Source organism: Streptomyces sp. NPDC052023 (assembly GCF_044548465.1).
In the GTDB taxonomy this organism is placed as follows: Bacteria; Actinomycetota; Actinomycetes; order Streptomycetales; family Streptomycetaceae; genus Streptomyces.
The window spans coordinates 20,714-36,976 of sequence record NZ_JBIUBW010000020.1 but is presented as its reverse complement, the minus strand read 5'-3'; the positions used below and the strand labels follow the sequence as shown (position 1 = coordinate 36,976).

Below are 16,263 nucleotides of genomic sequence, written 5' to 3'. Positions count from 1 at the left end.
GAGGATCAGGGGTCGGGTTTCGGGGGTCGGGGGCCGGCGTCCGGGGTTCGGGGTTCGTGCGTGCCGCACACGAAGAGGCCGGCCGGTGTCTCCACCGGCCGGCCTCCGCTCTCGGTCCCCGCATCGGGCGGCGCCCGTCCACCGCCACTCGGCGGGCGGCGCCCTTCCGCCGCCGTCGCCTACCGCCCGCCGTGGCGCCGCCGCAGCACCGCCGCCGCGACGACCACCGCACCGGCCGCCGCCCCCGCGGCCAGCACCGGCCCGGGGTGCCGCAGCCCGGCCAGGACGACCGTACGTACCGGCTGCGGCACGGCGCCGTGCTCGACGGCCTCGGTCGCCTTCGCGGCCTTGCCCTGCACGGCGTGGTTCGCCTTCGCCGCCTTGCCCTGCACCGTGTGAGTGGCCTCGACGGCCTTGCCCTGCACGGCGTGACCGGCCTGCGCCGCCTTGCCCTGCACGGCGTGACCGGCCTGCGCCGCCTTGCCCTGGACGGCGTGACCGGCCTGGGCGGCGCTGCTGCGCAGCTGGACGGTCATCGCGCCGGCCTTGTCCTTCAGGTCGGCGGCGCGCGCCTTGGCCCGGCCCTTGACGTCCGCCTTGGCCGCCAGCTCCTCGACGGTGTCGCCGAGTTGACTGCGGGTCTGCTCTATCTGCCGCCGCAGCTCGTCGGGCCCCTTGGCGCCGGTGCCCTGCGTCGTCCTGTCTGTCATCGATGTGCCCTTTCCTTGATCTCCTCGACATCGGCCCTGACGCTGCCGAGGGTCTCCTCGGGCGTGGGGGGTGCCGCCCTGCGCAGCTGTGCGCGGCCGGTCGCGGCCAGTAGCCCGGCGAGCGCGAAGAGCACGGCCGTGACGATCAGAGCCGCGGCCCAGACGGGCAGCGTCAGCGAGAGCGCGGCGGTGGCCGTGGCGGCGAGCGCGAGCAGCCCGGCGTAGGCGACGGCGCCCGCGGCGCCGAGGAGCCCGCCGCCGCGGCCGGCGCGGCGGCCCTTGGCCGCCAGCTCCTCCTTGGCGAGGCTCACTTCCTGCCGCACGAGTTGGGACAGTTGTTCGGTTGCCTGGCCGACGAGTTCGCCCACCGAGTGGTGCTCCTCGGTCATGGGCTTGGTGTCCGGGATCCCGGTCACGGCATTCCGCCTCCTCTCGGTTCGGAACACCCGGGTACCCGCACCGACCCTGCCTACCCCTGCGGCGCACCCCCGTCCCGGGGCCGCCCGAGCCGGGCCGGCTGACTGAGGAACCGGTCGAGGCGGGCCTGCAACAGCGCGGCCTCGGCGACGACTTCGGATACGCCGAGGCCGGCGGCCGTCGGTCCCGGCTCACCGCGCCCGGCAGATGATCGTGGGGGCGCGGACTCCGCCAAGCCCTCGATCTCCGCGGGAAGTTCGAGCTCCTCCCCATGGCGGACCGGGCGCTCCTGCGCCACCCGGGGCGATCAGCCGCGCCGCCCAGCCTTGAGCAACCAACGCTTACGAATACGTCGTAGAAATTTTAAGTGGAGCTACACAGTCAAGCGGCCGACACTACTGCCATGACGAACCCCGCCCCTGCCCTCCCGCCCTTCGGCCGCACCCTCTGCGCGATGGTCACGCCCTTCACCGAGGCCGGCGCGCTCGACCTCGACGGCGCACAGCGGCTCGCCGACCGCCTGGTGGCGCGGGGCTGCGACGGGCTGGTGCTCAACGGCACGACGGGCGAGTCGCCGACCACGTCCGACGCCGAGAAGGCGGCGCTCGTCCGGGCGGTCCGGGAGGCGGTCGGGGACCGCGCCTCCGTCGTCGCGGGCGTCGGCACCCCCGACACCCGCCACACGATCGACCTCACCCTGCAGGCCGAGAAGGCGGGCGCCGACGGCGCCCTGGTCGTCACCCCGTACTACAGCCGGCCCCCGCAGGACGCCGTGGAGGCCCACTTCCGCGACATCGCGGACGCGTCCGGCCTGCCTCTCGCGCTCTACGACATCCCGGCCCGCACCGGCACGCGCATCGAGCCGGAGACACTGATCCGGCTCGCGGAGCACCCCCGCATCGTGGCCGTCAAGGACTGCTCCTACGACTTCCTGGGCACCCAGAAGGTCCTGTCCCGCACCGACCTGGCGTACTACGCGGGCTGCGACGAGCACATCCTCGCCCTGTACGCGGTCGGGGCGGCGGGCTGCGTCAGCACGGTGGCGAACGTGATCCCCCGGCACATCGACTCGGTACTCACCGCCTTCGACGCGGGCGACACGACGGGAGCGGCCCGCCGCCAGCGGCAGGCCACGCCACTGATCGAGGCGATGATGTCCGCCGGCCTCCCCGGCACGGTCACCACCAAGGCACTCCTGACGGCCCTCGGCCTGCCGTCCGGCCCGGTCCGTCCACCCCTGCGAGCTGCCGGCCCCGCGGCGACGGACGGCTTGCTGGCGGCGTACGAGGAGGTGGCGACGGCGGACGGACAGGTCGTGGCCGAGGACCTGGTGGCGGCCGAGGACCGTACCGCACGCCGCACGCGCAGCGATGACCCTCAGTGACGCGAAGGCCCGGGGCCCCACCGCTCGCCATGTCTCCATGGTCTCCACGCGGCAGGGGCCCCGGGCCCCGGCGCTCTCGGCGCGGCCAGGTTCAGGTCGCGCCGTTCTCCGTCGTCCGCTCGTCGCCGATCAGCCGGAAGTGCTCCAGCACGTCCTCCGCGGGATCGTCGACCTGGCCCAGGTTGACCAGGCCGATCCGCGGACCGTTGTGCGAGGCCGTGTTGGTCTCGTCGGCGTGCGCGACGCCCGCCGGAAGCCAGCACACCGTCGCGGCGGCCAGCACGCCGGCCAGCCGACGCGCCGCGATCTTCGCCCGCTCGTTCGTCATTGCTCAGTCCTCGTCTCACCGTTGCGGCATCCGACCGGACACCGGGTCCACCGGATTCATCTGCCGGGAGCCGTCCGAGGTAACGGAGGGTAATCCGTTTAAGTGATCTTTCCCAGCGAGGACGGGCGCCGATGCGGCTGTTCTGTATCGGATCAGGGCTGGATGACGCCGGTGCTGTCGTGGACGAAGACGGCTCGGGTGTCCGATGGGGCGTAGCGCTCCGTGAACTCGAAGTCCCCGGCCGTACCCGCCGCCGGGGCATCCGGTGGCTCGAAATACAGGACGTAGGTCTTGGCCGTGTCGGTCTCGCTCTCCAGTTGCAGCCACCCGGTGAAGCCCGCCGCGGGAAAGGTGCCCGTCGCCCTGACCGTGACCTCGCTGTCCGAGCGCGCGACGGTGAACTGCGCCGTACCGAGCTGGAGGCGCTTGAGGCCACTGTCCTTCCACCGCCTGAAGAGATCGATCCACTCCTGCGGCCACGGGCCGCCGGACGAGGCCGGCGGCATGTTCGCGGCTTCCAGACGGTCCAGGATCTCGTCCGCGTGGGCGACCACGTCCTCGTACGTCCACAGGTTCATGGCGGCAGCCATGTGAGCGCGGTCCGTCGCCCGGAACATGGGGCGGATGTGAAGCTCGTACACCGGCGTGCGCATCTGGGCCTACACCTCCGTGAGGACGTCCTTCAGCCCGAGTTCGTCAAGAGGGTGCACATCACCCCGAACAGGGATCTTCCGTGCGCCCGCCAGTCTAGATTCGGCCCGGGATGTCCGCATCAGCGGTGCCGCGGTGCTTCGTTCCGCACGGCCCGCCGTCGCCCGGCCGCAAGAGGGCCGACAGCACACGAGCGCCCTCCCTTGCCGTCCTCGGGGCCAGGGAAGGGCGCTCGGCGATGACCGAGACTGCCGACAACTCGGCAGCGGGTCAGGACAGGGATCGACGATCAGTTGTGGCTGTGCAGCACCTCGTTCAGGCCGCCCCACTCCGCGTTGTTCGGGCGCGCCTCGACCGTGCCGGTGACGGAGTTGCGGCGGAAGAGGATGTTGGAGGCGCCGGAGAGTTCGCGGGCCTTGACGATCTGGCCGTCGGGCAGGGTGACGCGGGTGCCTGCGGTGAGGTAGAGGCCGGCCTCGACCACGCATTCGTCGCCGAGCGCGATGCCGACGCCTGCCTCCGCGCCGACGAGGGACCGCTCGCCGATGGCCACCCGCTCCTTGCCGCCGCCGGACAGCATGCCCATGGTGGAGGCACCGCCGCCGATGTCGGAGCCGTTGCCGACGACGACGCCCTGCGAGATCCGGCCCTCGACCATCGAGGTGCCGAGGGTGCCGGCGTTGAAGTTGACGAAGCCCTCGTGCATGACGGTGGTGCCCGCGGCGAGGTGGGCGCCGAGACGGACGCGGTCGGCGTCGGCGATACGGACGCCGGCCGGGGCCACGTAGTCCGTCATCCGCGGGAACTTGTCGACACCGAAGACGCTCAGGTGCAGGCCCCGGGCGCGGGCGGCGAGCCGGACGGTCTCCAGGGTGTCGACGGCGACCGGGCCGAGGGAGGTCCAGGCGACGTTGGCGAGCAGGCCGAAGATGCCGTCCAGGTTCGCCTCGTTGGGCTTGACCAGACGGTGCGAGAGCAGGTGCAGGCGCAGGTACGCGTCGTGGGTGTCGAGCGGCTTGTCCTCGACCGAGGAGATGACCGTCCGGACCGCCACGACCTCCACGCCGCGCACCTCGTCCTTGCCCAGGGCCGCGACGCCGTGCTCACCGAGCAGCTCGGCGGTGCGCGCCTCGTCGAGACGCTCGGTACCGGCCGGGCCGGGCTCAGCGGCCACCTCGGGCGCGGGGAACCAGGTGTCGAGGACAGTGCCGTCGGCGGCGATCGTGGCGAGGCCGGCGGCCACGGCGCCGGTGGTGCGAGGAGCAGTCGTGTCGGTCATGAGGGCAACCTAACCGTCGGGGGGCCACGGATGCGAACCGGCGACGGGGATGTCTCAGGTGGCGGGCGGGGCGGCGGCGCCTGCCACGGGACGCAGGACCCGGGCCAGCACTTCCCGGGCCCACTCCTCGTCGTAGGCCACCCCTGTCAGCAGCACCTGCAGGCAGATGCCGTCCATCAGCGCCAGCAACGCCCGCGCGCTCGCCGGATCCGTGCGGCGGGCGAGGTGGACGCCGATCTCCTCCGCCCACTCCGCGGCCACCGGTCTGAGCGCCGGGCGGCGCAGCGCGGCGAGGTACAGCTCGTACTCCAGCTCCACCCCCGTGCGGTCGCCCGCGAGCCACTCCCCGAGGAGGGCGGCCAGCTCGGCCGGCAGGTCGGCCTGCGGATCGGTCAGCGACTCGCGCCCGGCGACCAGTTCGGAGAAGCCCTCGTTCGCCTGCCGTAGCGCCGCGACCAGCAGGTCGTCGAGGGTCTTGAAGTGGTACGTCGTCGAACCGAGCGGCACGTCGGCCTCCGCCGCGACGGACCGGTGGCTGAGCCCGGCGATCCCCTTGGCGCCGGCCACCCGGATCGCCGCGTCGATGATCCGCTGCCGCCGCTCGGGGTCGTACCGCCGGCCCATCAGTGCGCCCCGCCCAGGTTGAGCACCACGACGCCCGCCACGATCAGCGCGATCCCGGCGGCCTTGGCCGGGCTCATTCCCTCACCCAGGAACAGCATCCCGATCACCGCGATCGCCGCGGTGCCGACGCCGGCCCAGATCGCGTAGGCCGTGCCGACGGAAACCGTCTTCAGGGTCTGCGCCAGCAACGCGAACGCGACCACATACCCGAGGGCGGTGATCAGCGACGGTCCCAGCCGGGTGAAGCCGTGGCTGTACTTCATCGCGGTGGTGGCGGCCACCTCGGCGGCTATGGCCCCGGCGAGCAGAAGGAATCCCATGTGTACGAGGGTACCCAACGTTATGTACACCCGTACATAACGTGGGGCGCAGAAGTGGCCCCCGGCGGTGCGCCGGGGGCCACTGGAGAAACCCGCGAGGACGACCTCAGACGTTGAAGCCGAGCGCGCGCAGCTGGTCGCGCCCGTCGTCCGTGATCTTGTCCGGACCCCACGGCGGCATCCAGACCCAGTTGATCCGCAGCTCGCTGACGAGGCCGTCCGTGGCGGACTTGGCCTGGTCCTCGATGACGTCGGTCAGCGGGCAGGCCGCCGAGGTCAGGGTCATGTCGACGGTCGCCACGTTGGAATCGTCCACGTGGATGCCGTAGATCAGGCCGAGGTTGACGACGTCGATGCCCAGCTCGGGGTCGACGACGTCCATCAGGGCCTCGCGGAGCTCCTCCTCCGAGGCCGGTTTCATCTCCACGGTCTCGCTCATGCCGTCTTCCTTTCGGCGTCGGCGCCGTCACCCAGCGCCTGGGCCGTCGCGTCCTTCCACGCCATCCAGCTCAGGAGGGCGCACTTGACCCGGGCCGGGTACTTGGAGACACCCGCGAACGCGACCGCGTCCTCCAGGATGTCCTCCATCGCGTCGTCCGGTTCGAGCTTCCCCTTGGACTGCATCAGCTCCAGGAACGTCGCCTGGATCCGCTGCGCCTCGGCAAGTTCCTTGCCGACGAGGAGTTCGTTCAGTACGGAGGCCGAGGCCTGGCTGATCGAGCAGCCCTGACCCTCGTACGAAACGTCGTTGATGGTCGTGCCTTCGTACTTCACCCGCAGGGTGATCTCGTCGCCGCAGGTCGGGTTCACATGGTGCACCTCGGCATCGCCGTCCCGCAGACCACGCCCGTGAGGGTTCTTGTAGTGGTCCAGGATGACTTCCTGGTACATGGAATCCAGTTTCACCGTTTCAGCACGCCCCTCAGCCGAAGAAGTTCCGTACGTGCTCCAGGCCGTCGACCAGTGCGTCGATCTCGGCCGGCGTGGAGTACAGATAGAACGACGCTCGCGTGGTCGCAGGAATTCCGTAGCGGAGGCAGACGGGCCGGGCGCAGTGGTGGCCCACGCGGACCGCGATGCCCTGCTCGTCCAGCACCTGGCCCACGTCGTGCGGGTGGATGTCACCGAGCGTGAAGGAGATCGCGGCGCCGCGCTCCTCGGCCGTGGTCGGGCCGATGATGCGCAGGTCGGGGACCTCGGCCAGGCGCTTGACCGCGTACTCGGTGAGCGCGTGCTCGTGAGCGAGGATCTTGTCCATGCCGATCGCGTTGAGATAGTCGATCGCCGCGCCGAGCCCGACCGCCTGCGCGATCGGCGGGGTGCCCGCCTCGAACTTGTGCGGGGCGGGGGCGTACGTCGACGAGTGCATCGACACGGTCTCGATCATCTCGCCGCCGCCGAGGAACGGAGGCAGGTCCTCCAGCAGCTCCTGGCGGCCCCACAGCACGCCGATGCCGGTCGGGCCGCACATCTTGTGGCCGGTGAAGGCCACGAAGTCGGCCTGGAGAGCCTGTACGTCCAGCGGCATGTGCGGCGCGGCCTGCGAGGCGTCGACGCACACCAGCGCGCCCACTTCCTGGGCACGGCGCACTATCGCCTCGACGGGGTTGAAGGTGCCCAGGATGTTGGAGACGAGCACGAAGGAGACGATCTTCGTCTTCTCCGTGATGATCTCGTCGATGTTGGACAGGTCGAGCCGGCCGTCGTCGGTGAGGCCGAACCACTTCAGCTTCGCGCCCGTGCGCTGCGACAGCAGCTGCCACGGCACGATGTTGGAGTGGTGCTCCATCTCCGTGATGACGATCTCGGTCTCGGAGTCCACGCGGTAGGGCTCGTCGGCCCAGCCCAGCATGTTCGCCACGAGGTTGAGCGACTCCGAGGCGTTCTTGGTGAAGATCACCTCGTCGCGCGAGGGGGCGTTGACGAACTCCGCGACCTTGTCGCGCGCACCCTCGTACAGCGCCGTGGCCTCCTCGGCGAGCACATGCACACCGCGGTGGACGTTGGCGTTGTAGCGCTCGTAGTACTCACTGAGGGCGTCCAGCACCTGACGCGGCTTCTGCGAGGTCGCCGCGTTGTCCAGGTACACGAGCTTCCGGCCGTCGTGGATCTGTCGGTCCAGGACGGGGAAGTCCTTGCGGAGCGCCTCGGTGTCGAGGAGGCCCGGCAGCAGTGTCACGCGGATACGCCACCCTTCGTGTCGACTTCGTCGAGCTTCGCATAAGCCTCGTAGCCCTCGTTCTCCAGCTTGTCGGCGAGCTCGGCGCCGCCGGACTCGACGATGCGGCCGGCCGAGAACACGTGGACGAAGTCGGGCTTGATGTAGCGCAGGATGCGCGTGTAGTGGGTGATCAGCAGGGTGCCGACCTCGCCGGTCTCACGGACGCGGTTGACGCCCTCGGAGACGACGCGCAACGCGTCGACGTCCAGACCGGAGTCGGTCTCGTCGAGGATCGCGACCTTCGGCTTGAGCAGCTCCAGCTGGAGGATCTCGTGGCGCTTCTTCTCACCGCCGGAGAAGCCCTCGTTGACGTTGCGCTCGGCGAAGGCGGGGTCGATGTGGAGACGCTCCATGGCCTCCTTGACCTCCTTCACCCAGGTGCGCAGCTTGGGGGCCTCGCCGCGGATCGCGGTGGCGGAGGTGCGCAGGAAGTTGGAGACCGAGACGCCGGGGACCTCGACCGGGTACTGCATCGCGAGGAACAGGCCGGCGCGGGCACGCTCGTCGACGGACATCTCCAGGACGTCCTCGCCGTCGAGGGTGACGGTGCCGCCGGTGATCGTGTACTTCGGGTGACCCGCGAGCGAGTAGGCGAGCGTCGACTTGCCCGAGCCGTTGGGGCCCATGATGGCGTGCGTCTCGCCCTGCTTCACGGTGAGGTCGACGCCCTTGAGGATCTCCTTCGTGGCGTTGTCGGCCTCGACGGTGACGTGCAGGTCTCGGATTTCAAGCGTTGCCATGGGTGCCTCAGGACTCCTGGGTGAGGGAGACGAGTACGTCGTCCCCTTCGATCTTTACGGGGTATACGGGGACGGGGCGCGTCGCGGGGAGGCCGGACGGCTTGCCGGTGCGCAGGTCGAAGGACGATCCGTGCAGCCAGCACTCGATCTGGCAGTCCTCGACCTCGCCCTCGGACAGCGAGACGTTGGCGTGGGAGCAGATGTCGTGGATCGCGAACACCTCGCCCTCGGTGTGCACGAGGGACACCGGCGTGCCGTCGAGTTCCACCCGCTTGGGGGTGTCCTCCTCCAGCTCGCTCAGCGCGCACGCGCGTACGAAGGTGGTCATCCGACCGCCGCCTCCAGCTCCTCCTCGATCTTGGCGAGCAGCCGCTCCTCGATGTCCGGGACACCGATCTGCTGGACCAGCTCGGCGAAGAAGCCGCGGACCACCAGCCGGCGGGCCTCGTACTCCGGGATGCCGCGGGCCATCAGGTAGAACAGCTGCTCGTCGTCGAAGCGGCCGGTGGCGGAGGCGTGACCGGCGCCGACGATCTCGCCGGTCTCGATCTCCAGGTTCGGCACCGAGTCGACCCGCGAACCGTCCGTGAGGACCAGGTTGCGGTTCATCTCGTAGGTGTCCGTGCCCTCGGCCTTGGCCTCGATCAGCACATCGCCGATCCACACGGCGTGCGCGTCGTCGCCCTGCAGCGCGCCCTTGTAGGCCACGTTCGACTTGCAGTGCGGGGTGTTGTGCGTGACCAGCAGACGGTGCTCCTGGTGCTGCCCGGCGTCCGTGAAGTACAGGCCGTACAGCTCGGCCTCGCCGCCGGTGCCCGCGTAGGTGACGCGCGGGTGCAGGCGTACGACGTCGCCGCCGAAGGTGACGACGACGGACTTGAAGGAGGCGTCGCGGCCGACGAGGGCGTTGTGCTGGGCGACGTGCACGGCCTTGTCGTCCCAGTCCTGGACGGAGACGACGGTCAGCTTGGCGCCGTCGCCCAGGATGTAGTCGACGTTGCCGGCGAGCACGGCGTCACCGGTGTGGTCGATGACGACCACGGCCTCGGCGAAGGCTCCCAGCTCGACGACCTGGTGGCCGTAGGCGACCCCGCCCTGGCCGTGCACGGCGATGCGGATCGGCTCGGTGAGGACCGTGTCCTTGGGAACGGTGACGACCCCGGCCTTCTCGAACGCCGAGTACGCCTGGGCGGCGACGCGGTCCACCGGGGTGCCGGCCCTGCCGAGCCGCGCGTCGTCGCGGCCGACGGTCTCGGTGACGACGCCCGCGGGGGCCTCGACCTCGACCTTGACGCCCTCGCCGGTGGCGACGGCGGTGCCGTCGTGGAGCCCGCGCAGGCGCTCCAGCGGGGTGAACCGCCACTCCTCCTCACGGCCGTGCGGAACCGGGAAGTCCGCCACGTCGAAGGAGGGCGGCGCGCTCATGCGCGAGACGACGGTCGACTCCGCGGCGACCGCGATCGAGCCGGCGGTGGTCGAACCCACCGGGATGTTCTGGGCCTCAGCCATGGCTGTCGGTCTGCTCTCTTTCCTGCGTTTGCGATCCTCGGCCCGCCCCGGGGGCGGGCCGCCTGCTGCCGTACCGGAGGGCGGGCCTCAGCCGACCGCGCCTTCCATCTGCAGCTCGATCAGCCGGTTGAGCTCCAGGGCGTACTCCATGGGCAGCTCCTTGGCGATCGGCTCGACGAAGCCGCGCACGATCATCGCCATCGCCTCGAACTCGCTCAGACCGCGGCTCATCAGGTAGAAGAGCTGGTCCTCGGAGACCTTGGAGACGGTCGCCTCGTGGCCCATGGACACGTCGTCCTCGCGGACGTCGACGTACGGGTACGTGTCCGAGCGGGAGATGGTGTCGACGAGCAGAGCGTCGCACAGCACGTTCGACTTGGCGCCCGGGGCGCCCTCGCCGATCTCGATCAGACCGCGGTAGGACGTACGGCCACCGCCGCGCGCCACCGACTTCGACACGATGTTGGACGAGGTGTTCGGCGCCATGTGGACCATCTTGGCGCCGGCGTCCTGGTGCTGGCCCTCGCCCGCGAAGGCGATGGACAGGGTCTCGCCCTTGGCGTGCTCGCCCATCAGGTAGACGGCCGGGTACTTCATCGTCACCTTGGAGCCGATGTTGCCGTCGATCCACTCCATGGTCGCGCCCTCGTAGGCGACGGCGCGCTTGGTGACCAGGTTGTAGACGTTGTTCGACCAGTTCTGGATGGTCGTGTAGCGGCAGCGCGCGTTCTTCTTGACGATGATCTCGACGACCGCGGAGTGCAGCGAGTCCGACTTGTAGATCGGGGCGGTGCAGCCCTCCACGTAGTGCACGTAGGCACCCTCGTCGACGATGATCAGGGTCCGCTCGAACTGGCCCATGTTCTCGGTGTTGATCCGGAAGTAGGCCTGGAGCGGGATCTCGACGTGCACGCCCGGCGGCACGTAGATGAAGGAGCCGCCGGACCACACGGCGGTGTTCAGCGACGCGAACTTGTTGTCGCCGACCGGGATGACGGTCCCGAAGTACTCCTTGAAGAGCTCCGGGTGCTCCTTCAGCGCGGTGTCGGTGTCGAGGAAGATGACGCCCTGCTCCTCCAGGTCCTCACGGATCTGGTGGTAGACGACCTCCGACTCGTACTGGGCCGCGACACCGGCGACGAGGCGCTGCTTCTCCGCCTCCGGGATGCCGAGCTTGTCGTACGTGTTCTTGATGTCCTCGGGCAGGTCCTCCCAGGACTCCGCCTGCTTCTCCGTGGAGCGCACGAAGTACTTGATGTTGTCGAAGTCGATGCCCGACAGGTCCGAGCCCCAGTTCGGCATGGGCTTCTTCTCGAAGAGCTTCAGGCCCTTGAGACGGAGCTTGGTCATCCACTCGGGCTCGGACTTCTTGCCCGAGATGTCGCGGACGACGGCCTCGCTCAGGCCGCGCTTCGCTGCGGCACCGGCCTCGTCGGAGTCGGCCCAGCCGTATTCGTACTTGCCCAGACCCTCGAGTTCGGGGTGGGCAGTCTCCGTGGGGAGAGTCATGCGGGGTTCCTCCCGGCCGTGCTTGCAGTGTCGTGGGTCTTGGAAGTCTTGGGAACGAACGTCGTGCAGACACCGTCGCCGTGCGCGATGGTGGCCAGCCGCTGGACGTGTGTACCGAGCAGCTCGGCGAAGATCTCCGTCTCGGCCTCGCACAGCTGCGGAAACTGCTCGGCGACGTGGGCGACCGGGCAGTGGTGCTGGCACAGCTGCTCGCCGGTGGGCGCGCTGCGCGCCGTAGCAGCGTACCCGTCCACGCTCAGGGCCTTGGCCAGCGCTTCGGTCCGCTTCTCGGGCGCGGCCGCCTCGATCGCCTTGCGGTACGCGCTCGCCTGGGCGGCGATCCGGGCGCGGGCGAAGGCGGCGACCGCCTCGCTGCCGCCCTCCCGTTCGGCGATCCAGCGCAGCGCGTCGGCGGCGAGCTTGTCGTAGGACTGGTCGAAGGCGTCGCGGCCGCAGTCGGTCAGGGCGAACACCTTGGCGGGACGGCCGCGCGTGCGCGCTCCGTAGACCCGCTGCTCGCGTGCCTCGACCACGTCGTCGGCGACCAGCGCGTCCAGGTGCCTGCGTACGGCCGCCTGGGTGAGACCGAGCCGTCCGGCGAGTTCGGCGACGGTCGACGGGCCGTGGTCCAGGATGGACCGCGCGACCCGGTTGCGCGTCGAGCGCTCTCCGGTCGCGAACTCCTCCTGAGGGGCCCCCGTGGGGGTCTCCCGAGCCTCGCCGACGTTTTTCACAACGCCATTGTTGCGTAATTCTTCCGGGCCTGACAAGCGCCGCCCGATCAGGCGGGCGGTGCCCTGCGTCACTTAGGTGTACCTAAGCTGACCTGCGAAAACGATCTTTGATCGATCACATCACGCGGCATCGCCGGCTCGCCAGGCCCCCGTCCCCAGACCCCGGAACGGCGCCGCACCCCCTCCGACCGGGCCTCTTGCACGGCGCGGGCTCCCGCCGGAAGAGGGGAGCGGCCGGCGTCCGGTTGCTCCCGTGGGCGGACGCGGGGCCCTGACCGAGCCGTGGCCTGGCGCGCACCGGCCCCGTCCGGAGGAGTTCCCGCACCCGCCCGTCCGGGTGACCGGACACGTACCTAGACTCTGGACCCATGCGAAGTGAGCCCGTGGTCCAGGTGCAGGCCCTGGTGAAGCGGTACGGCGACCGGACCGCGGTCAACGGCCTCGACCTGAGGGCCGGGGCGGGCGTCACCGCCGTGCTCGGGCCCAACGGTGCGGGCAAGACGACCACGGTCGAGACCTGCGAGGGGTACCGCAGGCCGGACTGCGGAACGGTGCGCGTCCTGGGCCTGGACCCGGTGCGGCAGTCCCGCGAGCTGCGGCCGCGGATCGGCGTCATGCTCCAGTCCGGCGGCGTCTACTCCGGCGCCCGCGCCGACGAGATGCTCCGTCATGTGGCCCGGCTGCACGCGCACCCGCTGGACGTGGACGCCCTGATCGAACGCCTCGGCCTCGGCGGCTGCGGCCGCACGAGCTACCGCCGCCTCTCCGGCGGCCAGCAGCAGCGGCTGGCGCTGGCCATGGCCGTGGTGGGCCGCCCGGAGCTGGTGTTCCTGGACGAGCCGACCGCGGGTCTCGACCCGCAGGCGCGCCGGGCCACCTGGGACCTCGTACGGGACCTGCGCGCCGACGGGGTCTCCGTGATCCTCACGACCCACCACATGGACGAGGCCGAGCAGCTCGCCGACGACGTCGCGATCATCGACGCGGGCCGGGTCATCGCCCAGGGCTCCCCGGAGGCGCTCTGCCGCGGCGGCGCCGAGAACACCCTGCGCTTCACCGGCCGGCCCGGCCTCGACGTCGGCTCCCTGCTCAAGGCGCTCCCCGCGGACTGCGCCGCCGCCGAGCTGACGCCGGGCGCGTACCGGATCGTGGGCAAGGTCGACCCGCAGCTGCTGGCGACGGTGACGTCGTGGTGCGCCCAGCACGGGGTGATGCCGGACCGGATCTCGGTGGAACGGCACACCCTGGAAGACGTCTTCCTCGAGCTCACGGGCAAGGAGCTGCGCTCATGACCAGCGCCGGTGCATACGTTCCGAGGCCCGGTGCCGCCCCGCTCCCCCGCATGATCGCGGCGCAGGCGGTGCTGGAGACGAAGATGCTGCTGCGCAACGGCGAGCAGCTGCTGCTGACGGTGATCATCCCGACCCTGCTGCTGGCGCTCTTCAGCACCGTCGACATCGTCGACACCGGCGAGGGCAAGGCCGTCGACTTCCTCGCACCCGGCATCCTCGCGCTCGCCGTGATGTCGACGGCCTTCACCGGCCAGGCCATCGCGACGGGCTTCGAACGCCGGTACGGCGTGCTGAAGCGGCTGGCGTCCTCCCCGCTCCCCCGCTGGGGCCTGATGACCGCGAAGTCCGCGTCCGTGCTGGTCGTCGAGGTGCTCCAGGTGATCCTGGTGACCGTGATCGCCCTCGCCCTGGGCTGGTCCCCGCAGGGCAACCCGTTCGCCGTCCTGCTCCTGCTGGTCCTCGGCACGGCCGCCTTCTCCGGCCTCGGTCTGCTGATGGCGGGCACGCTCAAGGCGGAGGCGACGCTGGCCGCGGCGAACCTGGTCTTCCTGCTGCTGCTGGTCGGCGGGGGCGTCGTCGTCCCGCTGGACAAGTTCCCCGAGGCCGCGCAGGGCGTGCTCGGGCTGCTGCCCATCGCCGCGCTGTCGGACGGCCTTCGGGACGTGCTCCAGCACGGGGCGGCGATGCCGTGGGGCGACCTGGGGATCCTGGCCGGCTGGTCGGTGGTGGGGCTGGCGGCGGCAGGCCGCTTCTTCCGCTGGGAGTAGCCCGGAGCGGGCCCCCTAGTGAAAGCGTGCACAAGCCCGGGCCTACGATGGTTCGCGTGCCAAACGTGACCCGCCCCGACGCCGCAGCCGCCGTGCGCAACCCGCTCGCCTTCATCGCCGCGCGCTGGACCCCCACCTCCCGGACGGTTCGGCGGGCCGCGCTCGCCGCCCTCGTCATGTCGGTGCTCATCGTGGTCACCGGCGGCGCGGTCCGGCTGACCGGCTCGGGCCTCGGCTGCCCGACCTGGCCCAAGTGCACGGCCGACTCCCTGACCACGACCCGCGAGATGGGTCTGCACGGCGTCATCGAGTTCGGCAACCGCATGCTGACGTACGTGCTGTGCGCGGCCGTCGGCTGGGCGATCATCGCGGCCCGCGCGCAGAAGCCGTGGCGGCGCGGCCTGACCCGGCTGGGCTGGGCGCAGTTCTGGGTCGTCATGAGCAACGCCGTGCTCGGCGGCATCGTGGTTCTGGTCGGCCTCAACCCGTACACGGTCGCGGCGCACTTCCTCGCCACCACGGCGCTCATCACGGTGGCGGCGGTGATGTGGCAGCGCACCCGGGAGGGCGACGGGGCGCCGCGCGCCTTGGTCGGCACAGCCGTGCGGCAGCTGATGTGGTGCCTGATCGCCGCGAGCGTCCTGCTGATCGCGGTCGGCACGGTGGTCACCGGCGCCGGCCCGCACGCGGGCGACTCCAGCGACGTACCGCGCATGCCGGTGGACTGGGAGACCGTCAGCAAGGTGCACGCGGTCCTGGCGTGGATCGTGGTGACGCTGACCTTCGCGCTGTGGTTCGTCCTCAAGGCCGTCGACGCCCCGCGCGGCCCGCTGAACCGCACCCGCGACCTGTTCCTGGTGCTGCTCGCGCAGGGCGTCATCGGCTACGTCCAGTACTTCACCGACCTGCCCGAGCTTCTGGTCGGGCTGCACATGCTGGGCTCCTGCCTGGTGTGGATCGCGGTGCTGCGGGTGGCCCTGTCCCTGCGGGAACGCCCGGCGGATCTCCCGGCCGAGGCGCCGGCGCCTCAGGAGTACGCGGCCACCAGCGCGTCGATGGCCGGCCCCAGGTAACTCCGCGTCAGCTCGCCCCGACGCACCGTCCACTCCGGGGCGGGCGGCGCGGGATTCCCGTACCGCCGCTCACGGATGTCCTCGACCACCGCCAGGGGCGCTCCGAGGCCGGGCAGCGCCTCCAGCGCCTCCCTTTTGGAGATCAGCCGCCCCTCGCGCAGGGTGACGGCCGCCCGGGCGAGGGTCGTCAGGCCCACGTCGACCCAGATGTCCTGGGTCCACAGCCGCGCCCGGCGCACGGCGGGGCGCCAGAACTCCCGCTGGTCGCGCACGACGAACTCGTCGAGCTCCGGGTCCGGAACGGGCGCCAGCAGATCCGCCGGCGCCGGGCCGTACAGCACGCGGCCGAAGGTGTGCAGCTCACGTCGGGTGACGGGGGTCACGGGGCGCCGCGTCAACCGCCGGTGCGCCCAGGTGAGATGGGGCCGCCGGGAGTCGTGCGAGGTGCCCGGCGTCAGATAGCTGCAGTGCAGCCCTGCCGCGAGGGGCTCGGCACGCAGCCGGCTGTGCAGCGTCGCGACCCGCCAGGCGAGGACCGGCGTCACGGGCTGCGGCAGCACCGCGATCAGGTCGAGGTCGCTGCGGCCCTCCTGGTAGTCGCCCCCGGCGAGCGAACCGTGCGCCCATACGGCCGGCGGCCCGAGCGGCAGGAGCCCGGCGAGGAAACGGTCGAGCAGTTCCTGGGTAGGCATCCGCCCAGTCTGT

At 71.0% G+C, this 16,263-nt stretch carries 21 protein-coding genes; 4 read left to right on the top strand and 17 right to left on the bottom strand.

From position 1 onward, the window contains the following. Positions 1 to 179: 179 nt before the first annotated feature. From ACIHCM_RS30140 to ACIHCM_RS30130, 3 genes are all read right to left on the bottom strand, one after another. Positions 180 to 710, bottom strand: coding sequence for a DUF3618 domain-containing protein (locus ACIHCM_RS30140; protein WP_399902620.1), 531 nt, complete (start codon positions 708 to 710; stop codon positions 180 to 182). Continuing rightward, positions 707 to 1,099, bottom strand: a complete 393-nt coding sequence (locus tag ACIHCM_RS30135; RefSeq protein WP_399902912.1) for a phage holin family protein — start codon at positions 1,097 to 1,099, stop codon at positions 707 to 709. The genes ACIHCM_RS30140 and ACIHCM_RS30135 overlap by 4 nt, the downstream gene beginning before the upstream one ends. A gap of 80 nt (positions 1,100 to 1,179) precedes the next feature. Beyond that, positions 1,180 to 1,425: a hypothetical protein gene (locus tag ACIHCM_RS30130; protein ID WP_399902617.1), complete on the bottom strand. Its 246-nt coding sequence runs from the start codon at positions 1,423 to 1,425 to the stop codon at positions 1,180 to 1,182. Between the two features lie 105 nt (positions 1,426 to 1,530). On the opposite strand from ACIHCM_RS30130, the gene dapA reads away from it, so the two are divergent. Continuing rightward, positions 1,531 to 2,511 (top strand): 4-hydroxy-tetrahydrodipicolinate synthase, encoded by a 981-nt coding sequence (dapA, locus tag ACIHCM_RS30125; RefSeq protein WP_399902614.1) that lies wholly within the window; start codon positions 1,531 to 1,533, stop codon positions 2,509 to 2,511. A 91-nt stretch (positions 2,512 to 2,602) separates the two neighbouring features. Here the strand turns inward: dapA and ACIHCM_RS30120 are convergent, their stop codons facing one another. The 13 genes from ACIHCM_RS30120 to ACIHCM_RS30060 form a co-directional block, all read right to left on the bottom strand. Beyond that, the gene (locus ACIHCM_RS30120) at positions 2,603 to 2,839 is read right to left on the bottom strand and encodes a hypothetical protein (protein WP_399902611.1); all 237 of its coding nucleotides are present in this window, start codon (positions 2,837 to 2,839) and stop codon (positions 2,603 to 2,605) included. Positions 2,840 to 2,991: 152 nt separating this feature from the next. Beyond that, positions 2,992 to 3,492, bottom strand: a complete 501-nt coding sequence (locus tag ACIHCM_RS30115; protein WP_399902608.1) for a hypothetical protein — start codon at positions 3,490 to 3,492, stop codon at positions 2,992 to 2,994. 287 nt (positions 3,493 to 3,779) lie between these two features. Beyond that, positions 3,780 to 4,769, bottom strand: a complete 990-nt coding sequence (gene dapD / locus ACIHCM_RS30110) for a 2,3,4,5-tetrahydropyridine-2,6-dicarboxylate N-succinyltransferase (protein ID WP_399902606.1) — start codon at positions 4,767 to 4,769, stop codon at positions 3,780 to 3,782. 54 nt (positions 4,770 to 4,823) lie between these two features. Beyond that, positions 4,824 to 5,393, bottom strand: a complete 570-nt coding sequence (locus tag ACIHCM_RS30105) for a TetR/AcrR family transcriptional regulator (RefSeq protein ID WP_399902603.1) — start codon at positions 5,391 to 5,393, stop codon at positions 4,824 to 4,826. Next, a complete protein-coding gene (locus ACIHCM_RS30100; RefSeq protein WP_399902600.1) occupies positions 5,393 to 5,713 on the bottom strand; it encodes a DMT family transporter in 321 nt (106 codons plus the stop codon). Before ACIHCM_RS30100 ends, ACIHCM_RS30105 begins: the two co-directional genes overlap by 1 nt. A 106-nt stretch (positions 5,714 to 5,819) precedes the next feature. Next, positions 5,820 to 6,152 (bottom strand): metal-sulfur cluster assembly factor, encoded by a 333-nt coding sequence (locus ACIHCM_RS30095; RefSeq protein ID WP_093546390.1) that lies wholly within the window; start codon positions 6,150 to 6,152, stop codon positions 5,820 to 5,822. Then, entirely contained in the window at positions 6,149 to 6,619 is a 471-nt protein-coding gene (sufU, locus tag ACIHCM_RS30090; protein ID WP_393111517.1) for a Fe-S cluster assembly sulfur transfer protein SufU, read from the bottom strand. The genes ACIHCM_RS30095 and sufU overlap by 4 nt, the downstream gene beginning before the upstream one ends. A 16-nt stretch (positions 6,620 to 6,635) precedes the next feature. Continuing rightward, positions 6,636 to 7,892: a cysteine desulfurase gene (locus ACIHCM_RS30085; RefSeq protein ID WP_399902595.1), complete on the bottom strand. Its 1,257-nt coding sequence runs from the start codon at positions 7,890 to 7,892 to the stop codon at positions 6,636 to 6,638. Then, complete coding sequence (gene sufC / locus ACIHCM_RS30080; RefSeq protein WP_399902592.1) at positions 7,889 to 8,674, bottom strand: Fe-S cluster assembly ATPase SufC; 786 nt, start codon at positions 8,672 to 8,674, stop codon at positions 7,889 to 7,891. The genes ACIHCM_RS30085 and sufC overlap by 4 nt, the downstream gene beginning before the upstream one ends. A gap of 7 nt (positions 8,675 to 8,681) precedes the next feature. Continuing rightward, positions 8,682 to 9,002: a bifunctional 3-phenylpropionate/cinnamic acid dioxygenase ferredoxin subunit gene (locus ACIHCM_RS30075; protein WP_393111523.1), complete on the bottom strand. Its 321-nt coding sequence runs from the start codon at positions 9,000 to 9,002 to the stop codon at positions 8,682 to 8,684. After that, positions 8,999 to 10,183, bottom strand: coding sequence for a Fe-S cluster assembly protein SufD (gene sufD / locus ACIHCM_RS30070; protein WP_399902588.1), 1,185 nt, complete (start codon positions 10,181 to 10,183; stop codon positions 8,999 to 9,001). Before sufD ends, ACIHCM_RS30075 begins: the two co-directional genes overlap by 4 nt. A gap of 87 nt (positions 10,184 to 10,270) precedes the next feature. Next, positions 10,271 to 11,692 carry a Fe-S cluster assembly protein SufB gene (gene sufB / locus ACIHCM_RS30065; RefSeq protein ID WP_399902585.1) on the bottom strand — a complete coding sequence of 474 codons (1,422 nt, stop codon included), beginning with the start codon at positions 11,690 to 11,692 and terminating at the stop codon, positions 10,271 to 10,273. Then, on the bottom strand, positions 11,689 to 12,426 hold the full coding sequence (locus ACIHCM_RS30060) for a helix-turn-helix transcriptional regulator (protein WP_399902582.1): 738 nt from the start codon (positions 12,424 to 12,426) through the stop codon (positions 11,689 to 11,691). The genes sufB and ACIHCM_RS30060 overlap by 4 nt, the downstream gene beginning before the upstream one ends. A gap of 368 nt (positions 12,427 to 12,794) precedes the next feature. On the opposite strand from ACIHCM_RS30060, the gene ACIHCM_RS30055 reads away from it, so the two are divergent. From ACIHCM_RS30055 to ACIHCM_RS30045, 3 genes are read left to right on the top strand one after another with little or no spacing between them, the layout of a single operon-like run. Beyond that, positions 12,795 to 13,718 carry an ABC transporter ATP-binding protein gene (locus tag ACIHCM_RS30055; RefSeq protein WP_399902580.1) on the top strand — a complete coding sequence of 308 codons (924 nt, stop codon included), beginning with the start codon at positions 12,795 to 12,797 and terminating at the stop codon, positions 13,716 to 13,718. Next, complete coding sequence (locus tag ACIHCM_RS30050) at positions 13,715 to 14,485, top strand: ABC transporter permease (protein WP_399902577.1); 771 nt, start codon at positions 13,715 to 13,717, stop codon at positions 14,483 to 14,485. The genes ACIHCM_RS30055 and ACIHCM_RS30050 overlap by 4 nt, the downstream gene beginning before the upstream one ends. Positions 14,486 to 14,532: 47 nt before the next feature. Next, entirely contained in the window at positions 14,533 to 15,558 is a 1,026-nt protein-coding gene (locus ACIHCM_RS30045) for a heme A synthase (protein ID WP_399902574.1), read from the top strand. On the opposite strand, the gene ACIHCM_RS30040 is transcribed toward ACIHCM_RS30045, so the two are convergent. Next, complete coding sequence (locus ACIHCM_RS30040; protein ID WP_399902572.1) at positions 15,513 to 16,250, bottom strand: nucleotidyltransferase; 738 nt, start codon at positions 16,248 to 16,250, stop codon at positions 15,513 to 15,515. The genes ACIHCM_RS30045 and ACIHCM_RS30040 overlap by 46 nt on opposite strands. Positions 16,251 to 16,263 lie beyond the last annotated feature (13 nt).